Source organism: Aquimarina macrocephali JAMB N27 (assembly GCF_000520995.1).
GTDB lineage: Bacteria > Bacteroidota > Bacteroidia > Flavobacteriales > Flavobacteriaceae > Aquimarina > Aquimarina macrocephali.
The window spans coordinates 108,819-126,967 of sequence record NZ_JACA01000014.1; the positions used below are offsets into that span (position 1 = coordinate 108,819).

General features: G+C 31.1%; 14 protein-coding genes. 8 read left to right on the forward strand and 6 right to left on the reverse strand.

Annotated elements, in window-relative coordinates:
* The first annotated feature begins 48 nt into the window (after positions 1–48).
* Positions 49–618, forward strand: a complete 570-nt coding sequence (locus tag Z054_RS0111040) for a hypothetical protein (protein ID WP_024770127.1) — start codon at positions 49–51, stop codon at positions 616–618.
* A 27-nt stretch (positions 619–645) separates the two neighbouring features.
* Entirely contained in the window at positions 646–1,056 is a 411-nt protein-coding gene (locus tag Z054_RS28285; protein WP_035091461.1) for an Lrp/AsnC family transcriptional regulator, read from the forward strand.
* On the opposite strand, the gene Z054_RS28290 is transcribed toward Z054_RS28285, so the two are convergent.
* Positions 1,053–1,379, reverse strand: coding sequence for a hypothetical protein (locus Z054_RS28290; protein WP_035091464.1), 327 nt, complete (start codon positions 1,377–1,379; stop codon positions 1,053–1,055). The genes Z054_RS28285 and Z054_RS28290 overlap by 4 nt on opposite strands.
* A gap of 118 nt (positions 1,380–1,497) precedes the next feature.
* A complete protein-coding gene (locus tag Z054_RS0111050; protein ID WP_024770128.1) occupies positions 1,498–2,769 on the reverse strand; it encodes a hypothetical protein in 1,272 nt (423 codons plus the stop codon).
* Positions 2,770–2,890: 121 nt separating this feature from the next.
* Here Z054_RS0111050 and Z054_RS0111055 point away from each other — a divergent pair, with 121 nt between their 5' ends.
* A complete protein-coding gene (locus Z054_RS0111055; RefSeq protein ID WP_152538527.1) occupies positions 2,891–3,997 on the forward strand; it encodes a hypothetical protein in 1,107 nt (368 codons plus the stop codon).
* 71 nt (positions 3,998–4,068) lie between these two features.
* Here the strand turns inward: Z054_RS0111055 and Z054_RS0111060 are convergent, their stop codons facing one another.
* The 4 genes from Z054_RS0111060 to Z054_RS0111075 are packed head-to-tail and all read right to left on the reverse strand — an operon-like array spanning position 4,069 to position 10,213.
* Positions 4,069–4,758 (reverse strand): LytR/AlgR family response regulator transcription factor, encoded by a 690-nt coding sequence (locus Z054_RS0111060; RefSeq protein WP_024770130.1) that lies wholly within the window; start codon positions 4,756–4,758, stop codon positions 4,069–4,071.
* Positions 4,755–5,747, reverse strand: a complete 993-nt coding sequence (locus Z054_RS0111065) for a sensor histidine kinase (RefSeq protein WP_084050262.1) — start codon at positions 5,745–5,747, stop codon at positions 4,755–4,757. The genes Z054_RS0111060 and Z054_RS0111065 overlap by 4 nt, the downstream gene beginning before the upstream one ends.
* 9 nt (positions 5,748–5,756) lie before the next feature.
* A complete protein-coding gene (locus tag Z054_RS0111070) occupies positions 5,757–9,320 on the reverse strand; it encodes an ABC transporter permease/M1 family aminopeptidase (protein WP_161635280.1) in 3,564 nt (1,187 codons plus the stop codon).
* An 8-nt stretch (positions 9,321–9,328) separates the two neighbouring features.
* Positions 9,329–10,213 carry an ABC transporter ATP-binding protein gene (locus tag Z054_RS0111075; RefSeq protein WP_024770133.1) on the reverse strand — a complete coding sequence of 295 codons (885 nt, stop codon included), beginning with the start codon at positions 10,211–10,213 and terminating at the stop codon, positions 9,329–9,331.
* Positions 10,214–10,516: 303 nt separating this feature from the next.
* On the opposite strand from Z054_RS0111075, the gene Z054_RS0111080 reads away from it, so the two are divergent.
* From Z054_RS0111080 to Z054_RS0111100, 5 genes are all read left to right on the forward strand, one after another.
* Complete coding sequence (locus Z054_RS0111080; protein ID WP_024770134.1) at positions 10,517–11,017, forward strand: RNA polymerase sigma factor; 501 nt, start codon at positions 10,517–10,519, stop codon at positions 11,015–11,017.
* A gap of 54 nt (positions 11,018–11,071) precedes the next feature.
* The gene (locus Z054_RS30130; RefSeq protein WP_024770135.1) at positions 11,072–12,049 is read left to right on the forward strand and encodes a FecR family protein; all 978 of its coding nucleotides are present in this window, start codon (positions 11,072–11,074) and stop codon (positions 12,047–12,049) included.
* A 153-nt stretch (positions 12,050–12,202) separates the two neighbouring features.
* On the forward strand, positions 12,203–14,848 hold the full coding sequence (locus tag Z054_RS0111090) for a TonB-dependent receptor (protein ID WP_161635281.1): 2,646 nt from the start codon (positions 12,203–12,205) through the stop codon (positions 14,846–14,848).
* Between the two features lie 4 nt (positions 14,849–14,852).
* Entirely contained in the window at positions 14,853–15,689 is an 837-nt protein-coding gene (locus Z054_RS0111095) for a DUF4249 family protein (protein WP_024770137.1), read from the forward strand.
* A gap of 157 nt (positions 15,690–15,846) precedes the next feature.
* Complete coding sequence (locus Z054_RS0111100; RefSeq protein ID WP_084050266.1) at positions 15,847–18,147, forward strand: TonB-dependent receptor domain-containing protein; 2,301 nt, start codon at positions 15,847–15,849, stop codon at positions 18,145–18,147.
* Positions 18,148–18,149: the final 2 nt, after the last annotated feature.

The window sequence follows — 18,149 nt, forward strand, 5'->3', positions numbered from 1 at the left end:
AGTGTAAAAAAGAATTCATAACTTTCAAAATTCTATTATATTGAATCTATGAATAAAATACACTTCCTTATTTTTTTACTAGGTTGTTTTACAGCATCCTTCTCTCAGGACACAAATGAGGTTCAGCAATTTTGGAGCTCATTACAGAATTTATGTGGAAAATCATTCGAAGGGAGCCTGGAGTTACCCAAAGAAGATGAGCAATTTGGTGGCAAACGATTAGTCATGCATGTACGTTACTGTAGTGATACCGTTATAAAAATACCTTTTTTTGTTGGAGATGATAAATCCAGAACCTGGGTGTTAACGTATAAAGATAATCGCATAACGTTAAAACATGATCATAGGCATGAAGATGGCTCTGAGGATAAAATTACTCAATATGGTGGTAGTACAACAAATCTAGGGCAAAAAGGGATACAAATATTTCCTGCAGATGAAGAAACCAAAAAAATGATTCCCGCAGCCTCTACTAATGTTTGGTGGATTACAGTTGATGATACAACTTTTACCTATAACTTAAGACGTTTAGGGACTCCACGTGTTTTTAAAGTTGTAATGGATATCACAAAACCGGTAGAAAACCCTGATGCTCCTTGGGGTTGGGTAAAGGATTAATACATCCTCAATTATAGTATTGTATTTATGTTGGATAATATAGATCATAAAATTATCAATAGACTTAATGATAATTCAAGAGCGTCTTATGTTGAAATAGGTCGACAAATAGGACTTTCTCCATCCTCGGTTAGAGAACGTATCCAAAAATTAGAGGACCTTGGAATTATAAAGGGGTATAGGGTTGAATTGGATAATAAAAAACTAGGTTTTGGTATAGAAGTTCTTATTATGCTTAAATTATTTAGCGGAAACCTGAATGTGTTTTGTAGTGAATTAGATAAATTCCCGGAAATTGTTGAAGCACACCGTGTTACAGGGGCACACAATATTTCTATGAAAGTGAAATTAGTTGATCAATTACACTTACAACAGTTTATTGATAAACTACTACGCTATGGTGACCCTACAACGTATTTAATTTTATCTGATATTTAACTCATTTCACCTTCACCAACAGGTTCATTAGCAGTAGAAATCCTAGAATTATTGAAGTCATTATCATTATTGAAATAAACATAGATTGGGCTTTCATTTCTTAGCATGTCTATTAAATGTTGTAATTGATCATGATGATAATAAAAGCTATAATATGATCCAGAAACTGTTGCTACGGGGAGTACAGCATTAGGGTCTTCTCTAAACCAAACCGAACAGGTTTCTCCACCAGCTCCCTTTAAAATTAAATTGGTTTTTCCTAAGCTTCGGGATGACCAATTGTAATATGAATATGTTTTTACTTGAAAAGATGATTGTGCCATAACTTTATAAATTTATTATGACCAAATATACAATGGGAGGTTTTGAGATAAAAGAGTTAAAAGACTGATTGGTAACAGTTAAATCCCTGTTTTTTTTTAAAAAATTGATATGCAATACCTAATTTTTTACATTGAAATCATGATTTATAATTGTTTTTTCATCAGGGTCTTCAGTAATATTTAGATAACTAACTTCTCCTGCACCCAAAAACCGGTAACGAATACCCACAAATTTTCCTATAGATTTATTGTATTGTCTCGAGTAAATTTCTTTATCATCAATAAAAACAGCCACTTTTTTTTCTTTGATATTGATATCGATAGCTCTGAAATCAGAAAAATCAACCCCAAAAGCAGAAAGATCATGCTCTTTACCTCTTAAGTACACATCATTAAGCATTACATTGATATCCGAAACACATCCCGGAATAGAGAAGGGTACTATTAAAGCTCCGTTGGTACCTAATATAACAATTCTGAGTTTTTGACAAACCGCCCATTTTTCTCTATACAGGTTACGAACAGAGGTTTTGATTCTGATATTATCTCCAGATACATCTCCAAAATCTTTTACCAAATGAAAAGTAGAAACCACAGGCTCTATTGTAGATTTAATTTCATTGAGTATAATATTTGAAAAAGATAACCTATCTCGAAGTAAATCTGTATTTGCGACGTATTTTGGAATAGGTTTATAATCTATGGTACTCATCCAACTATTTGATGTAATAAACAAATCATGCTCTTTTATAATTTTCCCATCAACCAGAAGTTTAGCACCAAAATATCCAGGAAAATAATAAATACCAGTAGCTTTCTTTTGTTCTGGTCTTATTTTAATAGTTTTTGTAACATCCCAAAACTGTTGAATGTAAATACTATCAGATTTAATAGTATTTAAATCAAAATCAAAAACTACAGAATTTGGTAACCCTTCTGTTATTGGTCTACTACTAAAAGTAATTTTTGAAAAATCGGTATCGGTTATAGTATCGTTTTTAGCTCCAATCATAGAATAAAATGAAATAAATACAACAGTCATAATCGAGGCAGAGACCATAATAACACCAAGATTATGAGTTATTTTTTTTTCTACCCAAGAAGGTTTTTTGACATCATTTTTATTCTTAAAATCTCTCCAATTTGCATATCCGGCAAATTGTGAGAGTGTATTTAATGTACTAATGCTTGGTGCACTTTTATAATTTACCTTACCCCAAACACGTTTTAAAGTTGTTGGACTTAAAAGGATACCGGTATTTTGCTGAATACTTTCGCTCAATTCAATGAATACATCATTATGCCATTGATCAGAGTTTCCCCACTTAAGTTTCTCTTCGATTTCAAGCAAACACTTTTTTACTAATTTATGTTCTGGATATGTGTTCATAATATTAAACAAAAGTCATCAAAAATTACGACTTGAACAACATTGAATCAACTTGCACCAACTTGTTTTCACATTGTCTATCATACATTAGAACTTTGATTAAAATCAAAAAACAAAATTCATGATGAGGGTTACAATATATATTCTATTTAGTATTTTTTTTATTCAGCCAGGGAATTCTCAAAATATAATTCCTTTAGATACCATAAACTGGGAAATAAATGCGCAATCATATGTTTTAAAAAATTATAAAGGAAAAGATGCCATTTATATTCAGCGTGGCTTAGCATATTTAAAAGATACTAAATTTCTAAATGGTACTATTGAGTTTGATGTATATCTAACCAATCAACAGGGATTTCCTGGTGTTCGTTTTAGAGCTTCTGATAGGAATAATATGGAATCCTTTTATCTGCGAGCACATCTTTCTGGTAAACCCGATGCAAATCAAGTTGCACCTGTTATTAATGGCATAACACCATGGCAACTTTATTTTGGCCCTAGATATTCTTTTGCATATGATTATAATTATGATGATTGGACTCATGTGAAAATAGTAGTAAATGGTCGTAGAGCACAGATATATCTGGACTATTCTAAAACTCCAAACCTATCATGGGATCTGGTTCATGAACCTCGAGAGGGTGAGATCGCAATAGGAGGAGGGGGAGCTGCTGCAATGCATTATGCTAATTTCAAAATTGATAATAGTAAATATGAAATAGTAGATTTTAAACCTATAAAAAGGAAACCTATCGATGGGTTGATTTCTCAATGGGAAGTGTCTGATATATTTGAAGAAAAATCTGTACATGACCCAATGAAACTAAAAGAGATAATTGAATCCAGAAAATGGGGAAAAAAAATCAAAGTAGAAGAAGGTACCGCGGCAAACATTGCAAGAGAAGTGGTTTTGATTGATGGAACTCCTGGAAACACTGTTTTTGCAAAAATTAAAATTACATCTAATAAAGACCAAATAAAACTTTTTGAATTCGGTTACAGTGATAGAGTAGTCGCTATTTTAAATGGTAAACCTATTTATAAAGGTACGAATAGATGGCGCTCGAGGGATTACCGATATTTGGGTACCATAGGGTTGTTTGATGCGATATACCTAAATCTGAAAAAAGGAGAAAACACACTTCTATTTGCTGTTTCTGAAGATTTTGGAGGCTGGTTGGTAACAGGGAAATTTCCTGATCAAAAAGGGATTGATATAGAATAAAGCAATCCATTAATAAAAATAATAATTGTTGATCTTTGATAGAGATGAAGTAACCGGGTAATAATTAAAATTTAACTAAGTAAGTCATTAATATTTGGCCTATACATTTTCCCCACAGGAATTTTGTGATCCTTAATTGTTATTCGGTTGCCTTCAATTAGTTCTATTTTAGTCTTTGCTATAATAAATGACTTGTGCACCTTTATAAAATCTTTTTTAGAAAGCATTTCTTCAAAAGAAGATAAAGTTTGATGAGTAATAATCATTTGATTCTGTAAATACACCTTTACATAATTTCCGTAAGCCTCTAAGAACAATAGATCTTTTAGTTTTACCTGATAGTGCTTTTTATTGTCTTTCAGAAAGATACTAGAATCATCTATGTTTTTTATGGTTTGCAAATGTAAGGCCAATATTTCCTGTACTTTTTGTATTGCTGTAACAAAACGTTGAAAACTAAACGGTTTTAGTAAATAATCATCAATATTAAGTTCATAGCCTTCTAATGCAAACTCTTTATATGCAGTAGTTACGATGATCTTAGGAGGGTTAGATAATGTTTTTAAAAAATCAAAACCTGTGAGCTTAGGCATATTAATATCTAGAAATACTAAATCTACCTGATGATGATTTAGATACTCCATAGCCTCAAAGGCATTATAACAATGTTTTTGAAGTGATAAATAAGGTAAGTTACTACTGTAATCTTCAATAATATCATGTGAAGCAATCTCGTCGTCTATGATTATGTAGGTGATCATGATTTGTATAATTCTAATGTTACAAAATACACTTGATTTTGGTTGCTAATTGTCAATTTGTGTCTACCATTTGGGTAAAGTAAATTAAGGCGGTCTTGTAAATTTTCTAATCCAATACCTTCTGACTTTATATGTGTATCGGGATCATAATTGTTTTTGATTGTAAATAATATCTGGGTATCATTTTCCTGTAATTCAATATGTATAAAAGATTGATTTATAAGTTTTTCTACTCCATGCTTAAACGAATTCTCTAATAAAATAATAAATAATAATGGAGGTATAGGGTAATCCTTATTACTAATACGGTGTTTAAAATCAATATCAATTACCTTATGATACCTCGCTGTTTGTAACTCAATAAAATTGGTTAAATATTTAATTTCTTCTTCTAAGGGAACAGTTTCTTCTTTTCCATCATAAATGGTAAATCGCATCATATCCGATAGTTTAAGCACATATTCTTGCGCTGTATCGGGGTCTTTTTTGATCAGTGAGTATAAATTATTAAGCGTATTAAAGAAAAAATGAGGGTTTATTTGGGTTTTTAAAAGTTCGAGCTCTGCTTTGGCTTTGTCATTTTTAAGAGTTTGTATTTTTGTCCACTGCTCAAATGCCCATGAAAAAATGATATAAAAAATCAATAGTGCTAATAATATCCCAAATAGATCTGTAAGCCATATATTATGATTTACTACCCAAAAACTCTCTTGATCGTCATCAATTCTATTGGCCATATTTATTCCGAAAATCAACAGGCTAATTCCAGAAATGTAAACAATGATTTTTATAATTGAGCTTGTCCAATTTGTTTTTAATTTGCCTGTTTTAAATAGATAGAATAATAACATATAAGAAATAACTATACCAACAAGGATGTTTAAAAAGGTAGGTAATTCACTGTTAGCGTCTTTATAACCCCAGCTTAATGTGGCTAGGATTACAGAAAGAATACTTGTGATATAAAATCTCTTTTTTAATGTCATCATTCAAATATATTAAAGATTCACAGAAACTATGTTATCGGCCATATTTCTATCTAACCTGGTGTAATATGGATCTATACCAATATAGGCTGGAATTTCCCTGGTAATAATTTTAAAAACCATTTCTTTTTTATTGATCTGGTGTGGTTTTAAGTAGAGAATATTCTTATCATTATCAATAGTTTCTGGATGCCTATTAAATATTCCAATTTTAATAGGTTCATTAATAGTTGTTATGATTTCTTTTCCAGAAGTATTTGTCTGAAACCGTTGGGCTTTTATACCTACTGTAATTTCATAACTACCATTATTAAGTTTTTTATAGGAAGTACTCTTAATTCCTAAATCATAAGTGATTACACGTTTCATCCAATCATCAATTAGATCATGATACTTGATGGGAGTAACCAAATACAGCTCTTCAAGAAAATCAAGTGTTGTTGCAGTCGGTTTATCACTGTATTTATGTATCATATTTTGTAGCGCCGTATTTAAATTAGATTCTCCTATAATATCTTTTATTGCAGACATAACAATAGCTCCTTTGCTATATCCCAAATATTGTTGTAACTGACTTAAGTATAATGATGGTTCTATTTCAGTGGCATGAGAACGACCACTAAAATATCTTTTTACGTTATGTTCGGATAGTTGCCTCACCATAGCTTTACCATATAATTTCTCCATAATCACAGCTTCAGAATATTTAGCTAGAGATTCTGATAGTACCATAAATCCATCAATTCGCTTTGGTGTAAGTAGCCCTCCCCACCATTGATGGGCTATTTCATGAATGATAACTCTGGCAATTACATTAAAGTTCTCTGGGTTTGAAATATCTCTTTTAAACACTTTTTCATTAATACTAATCACACCAGGCATTGCTTGACCGTTGGCTCCGTTACCACCAAATATTGACATTTCACCGATACGAAGATGTTTATAAGGGTAATTGCCAAAATTATCGGTTGCATAATCAATAGTTGCTTTGGCTACTTTAATTATTTCTGTAACATTTCGATAATGCTCAGGGAGATAATATAATTCAATTAGAATGCCTTTGTGGTTTGTTTTTTCAATTTTATAACGTGCAGAATGGTATGCCACCATACTATTAATTTTACCTTTCGATTTAAAATGATAATAATTTCTATTATCTAATTTCCAGTGTTTCATTAAATCTCCAGAGCATAGTACAGATTGATCGTTTGAAGTAGAGACTACAGTTTCAAAAGCGATATTTTCAAAATTAAATTTTCTGCCAATTTGCAAATAATTTTCATTAACTATTGGTTTTTCTCTAACAGGTAACCCTCGTTTCTCTCGTTCATATGCATGTTTAATCTCGTATTCATTTACATACCCTAAATGGGGACTAAATTGATGGCTTTTAATATAAGAACCATTACTTGTAATACTATGGTCAATATCAAATCCTGAAGAGGCTTTGGTTAAACTATACTCCATTTTTGCTATTGCGCCTTGCCGAAGGGGAGTATTAAGTTTAAATAGATAAGTTCCTATAATTGAATCATGAAAAACTTGTGTGCTATTTTCTATAGATAGTGTTCTTAATGGTACTGGTGCAGTAATAAAGATTTCTTTTATAGGTTGTATAGACGTATTAGTTATAAAACAGGATGCTTTTACCTCATATTTCTGCTCATTAGGAAAAATATCTACTGCTGTTTTTACAGAGACCAATTGTGGTACAGCAAGATGATCATATTTTTTATAAGCACGTTCATATTCCTCATTAAAATCATATGCTTCGTCTGCGATCTTATATTCATTGATTACGTTAGTGTTATAATAGATATACCCACCGATAGTTATGAATAGAAAAACAAAGCTTATCAATAGTACTCTTTCTTTTTTACTCCATATCATTTTGGCGTATGCTTTAATAGTAGAAGTTGTTCCTCTTTTCCATAATTTAAAACCGAATAGCGCTAATATTCCTGCAAAAGCGATCCAATACAAGGATAACCAGTTAAATTTTAAAACATATTGCCCATACTCATTAAAATCAGAATGCGCTCTGGCCATACTAGGAAGGTTATTAAAAAGAAATAAAGGGTGTTCTAATCCTATGCTATTGCTTAAAGGGCCGAACAATAGCATGATACCACCAGAAATTACCATTCCTAAATACTTATTAGAGACTATATTCTGAATTAACAGTGCAAAAATTGTGTATAATAAAATCTGAAGCCCTCCGAAATAGAACATTGAAAAATAATGACCTAATTCAAAATCATAATAACCTTTTGAAATCTGAAATATCATTGCAACCAGGATTGATATTAAAATAAGGAGTATTGGTATTATGGCTATTGTGATATATTTTGAAATAAAAAATGTACTATTTTTTATAGGTGTTGCATCAATAATCTCATGAAACTCATTAGTTCTTGATTTCCATACCATTTCACCGGTATAAAAAATAATTAGTAATAATCCTATTATTGGCAAAATTTCATTAATTAGTCCTATAAACAGATCTGTAGTTGGGTATCGATTTCCATAAATTCCGAAACTATGTGTGCTATTGTTAAATGCCAGTACAATCATAGCAATCCATAATAGCATAATGATCAAAAAAGGAATTCCGGTAATTATCATTTTTACATCCAAAAAGACAATTGATTTAATACGTGCTATTCTTGTTGTTAACGTATCTGAAGTAGTAGTCACCGGTATATAAATAGAATTACTATTTGAATCATCAATAGGAGTAGTTTGTTTTTTTGCCTTTTGGTTTATTTTCCTGAAAGAGAATAATTGATATGATACTATAATAACCCCAATACTAAAGGACATCCAAATAATTCTATTCCATATAAAATGCCCGGATAATGAAATAAGTGTATCATTTTTTTCTATCGGTGTTAAGAACTGAGTTTGCTCAAAAAAAGCACTTAAGCCTATTGGGTCCACCAAAGATGCAATTTCTAAAATCTCCGGATCAGAAAGTATTGAGCCGCCAACAAGTGGAGAATTAATATAAAACCCCAAAATCCAATGAATAGCAATAAGTAAAAGTCCCGTAATATACGTTACTATTGCTTTTTGGGATAGGAGTGTTGCCGAAAATAAAATAGCAGTACAAATAAAAACGTTAGGTACTATGATTGTTAACCAAGGCCATAGATAATGGCTCATGTCAAAACGGTGCAATGTCTCTGGATTTATACCGGTAATGTTTGTACCAATAAAAACTCCTAATAAAGCTGTACTCCCAATAAGAAGAGATATCAAGAAGAGGCCCAGAAAACGGTTAATTAAAAAACTATGTTTCTGTATACCTGTACTAAAAATTATTTCTTCAGTATGAAAAATTGTATCCCGAAGTAGTCCATTCACACAAAAAAATATACTTGCAAATACAACGCCTATACTAATAATACCAGATAGAAAACTTAAATTATAAGCGTCGTTATACATACTACTGAATTCTAAATATTGAAAAGCTTGTGTAATAGCAAGAACACCGTATCCCATAAACAATGCGAGAAATAGTATAAAGGAAGTTTGACGAGTATGATATCGCCACTCGAACTGAAGTAATTTCATAGTCATAATTATTGTATTGTAATTTGTTTATTGATTGTAGAGAAGTAGACATCTTCTAAATCTGGTTTAGAAGCTTTAAACCCTTGTTCTGGTTGATGATCTGCTAATACTCGAAGCTCTGTTTTACCACCAAATAAACGGGTAGAAAGGACATTAAAGGCATTTTTGAAAGCCGTAACATTTTCTTTGGCTACAACCTTATGCCATATTTTACCTTCTAAGTGAGCAATAAGTTCTGATGGGATACCTTGTTTTAATATTTTTCCTTCTCCCATGATAGCCATTTGTGCACATAGGTTTTTAATATCTTCAACAATGTGGGTAGATAGAATGATGATTCTATGTTCTCCTATTTCGCTTAATAGATTATGAAAACGATTACGTTCTTCTGGATCTAAACCAGCAGTGGGTTCATCTACAATAATAAGTTTGGGATTTCCTAGTAGTGCTTGTGCGATACCAAATCGCTGACGCATACCTCCAGAAAAGGTCTTTACAGATTTTTTTCGCACTGCATATAAATTCGTTTGATGTAATAATCCTTCTATTTGTTCTTTACGCTCTTTGGAATCTCGTATTCCTTTTAATATTGCTATATGATCTAATAGCTGAATTGCTGATATTTTGGGATAAACACCAAATTCTTGAGGTAGATACCCTAATTGATTTCGAATGATTTGTGGATTCTTACTACTATTTGTATCATTAAATAATACGATCCCTTGAGTAGGCTCTTGTAGCGTAGCTAAGGTGCGGATTAGTGAAGATTTTCCTGCTCCATTAGGACCTAATAACCCAAACATACCATTAGTAATAGTTAGGTTGATATCCTGTAATGCTTTTACTCCATTGGGATACGTTTTAGATAGATTTTCAATTTTTAAAGTATTCATAGGATTCGTTTTAATTGACAATGCGAACCTACTTATAGCATCCAAATCTTACTATTTATTTTGATGAACGTCCATTAAGTGTTGATGAAAAATCAATGCAATTGGAGATGATTTTATAATTGCACCATGTTTTATTGTATTGAAATAGAGTTGTTTATAAGTGTTGTGCTTTCAATAAAAATGAAGATAGGTGAGTAATTAGGTATTATTTATATATTAGCCACTATCTATTAAAGTATAATTTTCTGATACTACAGATGTTAATATTAGCTATCTAAAAAATAATAGGAGAAAAATAAATTAATGAAATCACCAAAGAAAAAGAGATTTTCAATTTTATTTGATAAACATTATACAAAACTCTTCAATTATTCTTTTAAGGTGGTTAAAGAAAGAGATTTTTCTCAAGAATTAGTACAAGAAACATTTATAAAACTTTGGGAGAAAATAGAGCAAATTCAATCAAATGATCGTTCGATAGAATCATTTCTTATCGTTACTTTAAAGAATAAGATAATTGATCATACCAGAAAGAATAAAACGCGGGAAAAGCATATCAATTTATATTCACTAAACCAGGATATGCAAGAAAATATAGATAATGAATGGGAGCTATCGCAAAAAATAGATAGTATTTATTCTTCACTTCACCCAAAAACAATAGAAATATTTAAATTATCAAGGGATCAGGGGTTTACTTATCAGGAAATCGCTATACAAAAAAATATTTCGATCAAAACAGTAGAACTTCATATTTCCAAGGCCTTAGCAGCGTTTAGACAAGAACTAAAAGATTATTTGTAATTTTTTAATAGGGTGTAACTATACGACATACGTCTTATAGTAAAATACCATATTATGGAACAGTATCAAATAACGGAAGTAGATATTTGGGGATATATCTCAAAAAGCGCAGATACAGCTACGAATGAAAGAGTAGAACAATGGATGAATTCTGAGGATTTTGATGAGGATTTATTTAATAAAATAAAGAATATTTATAAGATCACTGGTGAAGCCCCAGAGAGTAGTGATTTAGAAACAAATATTGCTAAACAAAGATTTTTCAATTCGATAGCAAATAAAGAAAGAAAAAATTCTAGCTGGAAAAAGATTGTAAAGTATGCAGCTATGGTAGCGATTTTATTATCTGCTTCTGTATTTACATATCAAATATTAGTAGCAAATGATAGTATAACCATTCAGACTGCTTATAGTGATCATCAACAAATAAATCTTCCTGATGGCTCTGTAGTTTGGTTGAATTCTTCAAGTAAAATTTCTTATGATCCAAAATCACCGAGAACAATATTTTTAGATGGTGAAGCCTTTTTTGAAGTGGCAAAAGACAAAGAACATCCTTTTACGGTAGAGACACCAGATCATATTATAGTAAAAGCTTTGGGAACAAGTTTTAACGTGAAATCATATGCAAAAAATGCATTTACAGAAACGGTATTATTAACTGGTAAAGTCGAAGTGACATCTGCAGAGTATTTTAAAAATAGCATCATGATGCTTCCAAACGATAAAGTGATGATTTTTAAGAATGATGGACGAGTACTTACTTCAAAATCTAATAATGCTATCAGTAGTATTGCTTGGAGAGAAGGTAAAATACAATTCAATAATAAACCATTAAATGAGATAGCAAATGATTTAAAGATTCAACATAATGTGAATATACGTTTTGAGAATGAACAAATATCCAATTCAAAATTTACTGGATCCTTTGATCAAGAGTTACCAATTAATGAAATCCTAGAAGTATTAAAAGCTTCAAAAGATTTTAAGTATGAATATAATACAAAAGCAAATGAATGGATAATAAAATAAAAAAGTGGGAAAACTGCCATTTTCCCACCGACGTGTCAATAGTATTCTAATCGCGAAAATCAGTAATAATTAACAACATTCAAATTTATGAAAATAAAACAGTTCGTTCTGTCTTTGCAGGTAAAAACCCCTGATAAAAAAAGTATTTTATTAATGAAATTATCTTTTTCTCTTTATCTACTAGGTTGTTTACAACTCATGGCTATTAATGGGTTTTCTCAGGATAAGGTTACGTTAAACCTCGAGAATACTCAATTAGAAACCATATTAAAACAAATAGAGAAACAAACATCATATAGTTTTATTTATAATAACGATGAAATTAATGTGTCTGAAAAATTTGATATTAAAGTAGTTGAAGAAGGTGTGGTTAAAACATTGAACGAGTTATTACAAACCACGACCATTAAGTATTTGGTAAAGAATAGTTTTATTATACTTTCTAATCATTCACAACAGAAAAATAAGTTTACGCTAAGCGGTACTATTAAAGATACTACGACGGGCGAAACACTACCAGGAGCTAGTGTCTATATAAAAGATAGCGATAAAGGAGTTTCTACGAATGAATATGGTTTTTATTCTATTACATTTCCCGAAGACCATTATACTTTTCAAATTTCATATTTGGGATATAATCTAAAAGAGATAAAAATTGAATTAACCAAGAATATAAAACTCGATATACAGCTAGAACCAACTTCTAATGAATTAGATGAAGTAACAATTACTGCTAATAATGAAAATAAAAGCCAGGTGAATACGATTGCATCTGGTGTTTCTACTTTAAAAGGTTCAGAGATTAAACGATTACCTGCCTTTTTGGGAGAGCCGGATATCATGAGAGCATTATTAACACTTCCCGGTGTAAATACGGTTGGTGAAGGCGCTTCGGGAATTAATGTTAGAGGAGGTAATATAGATCAAAACCTAATTCTATTAGATGAAGCACCAATTTATAATCCAACTCATGTATTTGGTTTGTTTTCAGGATTTAATACAGATGCTATTAAAGAAATGAAACTATACAAAGGAGGAATTCCTGCACGATTTGGAGGGAGAGCATCTTCTGTTTTAGAGATTAGACAACGGGATGGAAATACTAAGACTTTTAAAGGAGAAGGTGGGCTAGGGTTGTTGTTTTCTAGACTTACCCTAGAAGGACCTATAAAAAAGGAGAAACTGAGTTTTTTGGTTTCTGGCCGTAGATCTTATTTTGATGTGTTTTTTCCAATTATAGGAGGAGAAGTAAAAGACCAAAAAGTTTTCTTTTATGATCTAAACTCTAAACTCACATGGAAGATTAATAAAAACAATACCTTGTTTTTGTCAGGTTATTTTGGAGCCGATGTCATGAAACTACATTCTGAAGGGGAAGTTATTCCAGAAGGTAAAGAACCTGATGATAAAACAGATTTTAGCTGGAAAAATGCTACAGCTACATTACGTTGGAATCATATATTCTCTAACAAGCTATTTATGAATGTTTCTGGAATATATAGCGAGTATAATTATAATTTAAAAAGTACAGATGGAGGGCCTTTAGAGGCTAATAGTTCCATAAAATGGAAATCTTCCATTGAAAACTTTATTGTAAAACCAGATTTTATGTATTTCATTAACCCTAGTACAAAAATGAGGTTTGGAATAAATGGTACACTATATCGTTTCACTCCGGCAAAGGCTTCCAGTGATGATGTTGGTATCAATACTATTGATTTTGAAGTAGAAAAAGGAGTAGAAATTGCGCCTTATATAGAATATGAAAAAAAATGGAAAAATTTTTCATTTAGTACTGGATTACGATATTCATGGTTTGGAAACTTTGGGTATAATAAAGTTGCAGTGTATAGTACGGGGGTCCCGCAAAATGTAACTACTATTATTGATACTCGTGAGTATAAAAAAGGAAAACTCATTAAAAGCTACAACGGTTTTGAGCCTCGAATTTCATTAAAATATAATTTACAAGATAATAAAGCATTAAAGTTAGGGTACAACAGGATGTTTCAATACATTCATTACATATCCAACACAACCGCAGCTTTTCCTTTTGATGTGTGGAAACTATCAGGAATACATGTAAAACCTTTAGAAGTAAATCAAATTTCTGTAGGGTATGCATACGATACACAAGACAAACGCTATAATTTTACAGCCGAAGGATATTATAAAACCTTCAAAAATATAATAGAATATAAAAATGGAGCAGACTTATTATTAAATGAGAATATAGAAACACAATTATTACCTGCAAAAGGGTATTCTTACGGAACAGAATTTGGAGTTTATAAAAATACCGGAAAATTAAGAGGAAGTATTAATTATACCTATTCTGTTACCAAAAGAAAGACGACCAGTATTTTTTCTTCAGATAATATTAATGATAGTAGATATTACCCATCAAATTATGATCGACCACATGTTTTTAATATGACTACCGATTATAAGTTAGGAGCAAAATGGAATGTAGGACTATTTTTTACATATCAATCAGGAAGACCTGTGACAAAGGCTACAGGGCGATTTATTTTTGATAACAACCCTTATTTAACCTATTCAGATAGAAATGCGTATCGATTACCAAGTACGCATAGAATGGATATTTCATTTACGTACACTCCAAAAAGGCCTAATAAAAAGTGGAAAGGTAGTTGGTCTTTTGGCCTTTATAATCTTTATGCCCGTAAAAATGCTTTTTCATCTTTTTCAATATTTAAAAATAACCGATTAAGATCCTATGATTTTTACCTAATTGGAGCACCAGTACCCTTTATCACGTACAATTTTAAATTTTAATACCATGAAACCATTATATCGAATTATACTAATCACTCTTTGTTTTATAGCTGCATCAAGTTGTCTTAAAGAAAGACCACTTGATGCAGAGTTTGAGCCGCAAGTTTTTATCTATGGATATCTTATCAATAACACAGATAACATAAAAATCACCATTCAAAAAACAGTTCCGGTTAATAACACTAATCTTGACCCTATTAATGACGCTTATGTGTTTCTATATACTGAAGATCTCGATGGTACAGTAAGACTTGTTACTGATGATTTTCAAGTATCTGAAGGAGTCTACCTAAGTACTAATGCAGTTAGTGGCCTTATTGGGAATAAATATTGGATTGAAGTTCTACTTGCCGATGGAACTTCTTATGAATCTGTTCATGAACCATTAAAAGAACCTGTACAAATCACAACTATAAGTAAGGTAAATGGCTATCCTAGAGTAATTTTTAGTGACCCGGAAAATGAGACCAATTTTTATCAGGTTCATTTTTCCTTTTATAATAATGGGAAACTGATATCCCAAGTATTCGAATTATCTAATGATGTTCTTTTTAATGGAAATGAAAATGCATTTATAGAAACTTTGACTAGTGGAGGAGATATTTTAGGAGTGAGTCTTTCAAATTTGAATTTTCATACTTATGAGTATTATGTAGCGGCTCATGAACAATATGAGAATCAAGTAGATTTTGGTAGCCCAGAAACTACCGAACCTTTTTTAATATTTTCAAAGCCTCCTATAAATTTAGTAGGAAATATTAGAAATACAACAGCAGATAGAAAAGCATTAGGTTTTTTTGGAGTGTTTAGTTTTAGTTATCAAGAGATCTCTTTTAATTAAGTTTAACTGTAGCCATATGATTTAGGGACTGATTTGTGAAAAACAGAAAGATTTGCTAACACGACATTCATAGACAAACTAAAGCCATTCATAGATATTAATTACTAGTGCTAGTATTCGATTGTAGTTTTGAGTCATAACAAAAAAACAAAAAGTAATGGCCCGATTAATTACTATCATTATTATTCTATTATTGTCTTTTCTCAACTCTTTCTCTCAATCCTTGAAAGGTGAAATTATTGATATAGATACTAATGAGCCAATACCTTACGCAACTGTAATTTTAAAAAACCAAAAAGGAGAATTTTTAGAAGGTGTAACAACCGATGATAATGGTGTTTATAGTATAGATTATCAAAGTGGTAAATATGATGTAGAAGCAAGTTTTATTGGATATGAAACATATATGTCTTCTGTTGTAATTGATAAAAACACCACTTTGGATATTACCATGAAAACAGAAGCAACAACACTGGATGAAGTAACTCTTGTAGCAGAAGAAACCACAGTAAAGCAGTTAATTGATAAAAAAGTAGTGCATGTAGGAAAAGATTTATTATCAGGTGGGGGAGATGCAGCAACTGTATTAAGTCAATTATCCGAAGTGCAGGCAGATCAAAATGGTAATATTAGTTTAAGAGGAAGTCAAAATGTAAATGTATTAGTTAATGGTAAACCATCACCATTAAGTACAACAGAACTATTGCAACAAATTCCCTCTGATGAAATCAATAAAATTGAGATCATAACATCACCATCTGCAAAATATCAAGCTAATGGTCTTACCGGAATTATTAATATCATTACCAATAAAAAAGTAAGGAAAGGGGTTGTCATAACTACAAGTCTAAATGGAAATTCTCTGGGAAGTCACGGTGCAAATGGTGGAATTAATTATGGACGATCTAAAACCAGTTATAGATTTGGAGGTTCTTATAAGAAGAATATATTCGAAAATGAAAATACCCAAAATCGATCGGGAATTCAACCATTTACACAGTTAAGTGATTTTAAATTTAATGGAGATGTGTATAAAGTTAATGGAGGCATTGACTGGTTTCCAAATGATGATAATGAATTTTCTTTAGGTTTGGATTATACTGATAACGGACATATATTGGATAATAAGGCTAATATAATTCAGAATGATGTCACTACTTTTCAAAATATTTTAGGGAGTCATTCTCATAAAACATTTAATGCAAATGGTAATTATAGACGTTATTTTAAGGAGAAAGAAAATTTTCTTGAAATTGATATTCAGTTATCCGATAATGCAAATATTCTAAAAAGTGATTTTAGACCAAATCTTGAGATTACTGATAACGCTACTGATAATGATGTTTTTATTACAAGTCTGGCAATGGATTATTCGGGAGCACTAAGTGAGAAATTTAAAATTGAAGCAGGAACGTTTTGGAATCGACAAAATCTCGATAATTCACGCTCTTTTTTTGATGCAAATAATATTCCTTTATCACAAGAAAGTTTTGAAAACACACAATCGACATATGCTGCATACACATTAATCAAATATAACCTGAAAGGGGTAAATATTCAGGCAGGAGTAAGGGGAGAGCTATTTGCCAGAAAAGCAAATCTTAAAACGGATAATACAATCATAGAGAATGACTTTACAAATCTGTTTCCCTCATTGCATTTAAGTTATACAATAAAAGAAGATCAAACATTTATTTTTGGATATAATAGAAGAACATCCAGACCTACTTTAAGCCAGGTAAACCCCATTGCATTTCAGATTAATGAGTTTTCGATTAGCCAGGGAAATCCGGCTTTAGAGCCCGAGTTTTCAAATAATTTTGATGTTTCCTATCAATTCAAGAAGAAATATTTAAAAATAACGCCAGCTTTTGCTTACCGCCTTAAAGAAAACATTATTACCACCAATAATTATGTAAATGATGATGGGATTAATGTATTTACTTCTGTAAATAATGGCGCAACGAATGCTTATGGGCTAGAAATGGCAATAAACATAAAACCTTATAATTGGTTAACCACTGACCTAAATTTTAATTGGAATTATGAAGAATTTAAAAACGACCAAATTGGCTTTACCCGTAATTTTAATAGAAGCTATAATCTAACACTAAAAAATCAATTCACAGTATCTCAAAAAACGAACGTGGTAGTATCCTGGCGTTATAATGGTCCTTCAAAAGGGTTTTTCTATACCCGGGAAGTTACTCAAAAAATAGATTTAGGAATCAGACATAAAATCTTAAAAAATAAAGGGAATATAAATTTACGGGTAACAGACCTTTTTAATACTCAAAGTTTTGAAGGTATCAATTCTGGTAATGGGTTTTCACAAAGTTATACATACAAACCTACCTCAAGAGTTGTACACCTGGCATTTTCTTATCGTATAGATGGAGGGACGGTTAAACAACGAAATAAAAAATCAAGACGCTATAATAGTGGTCTCATTGATTAATA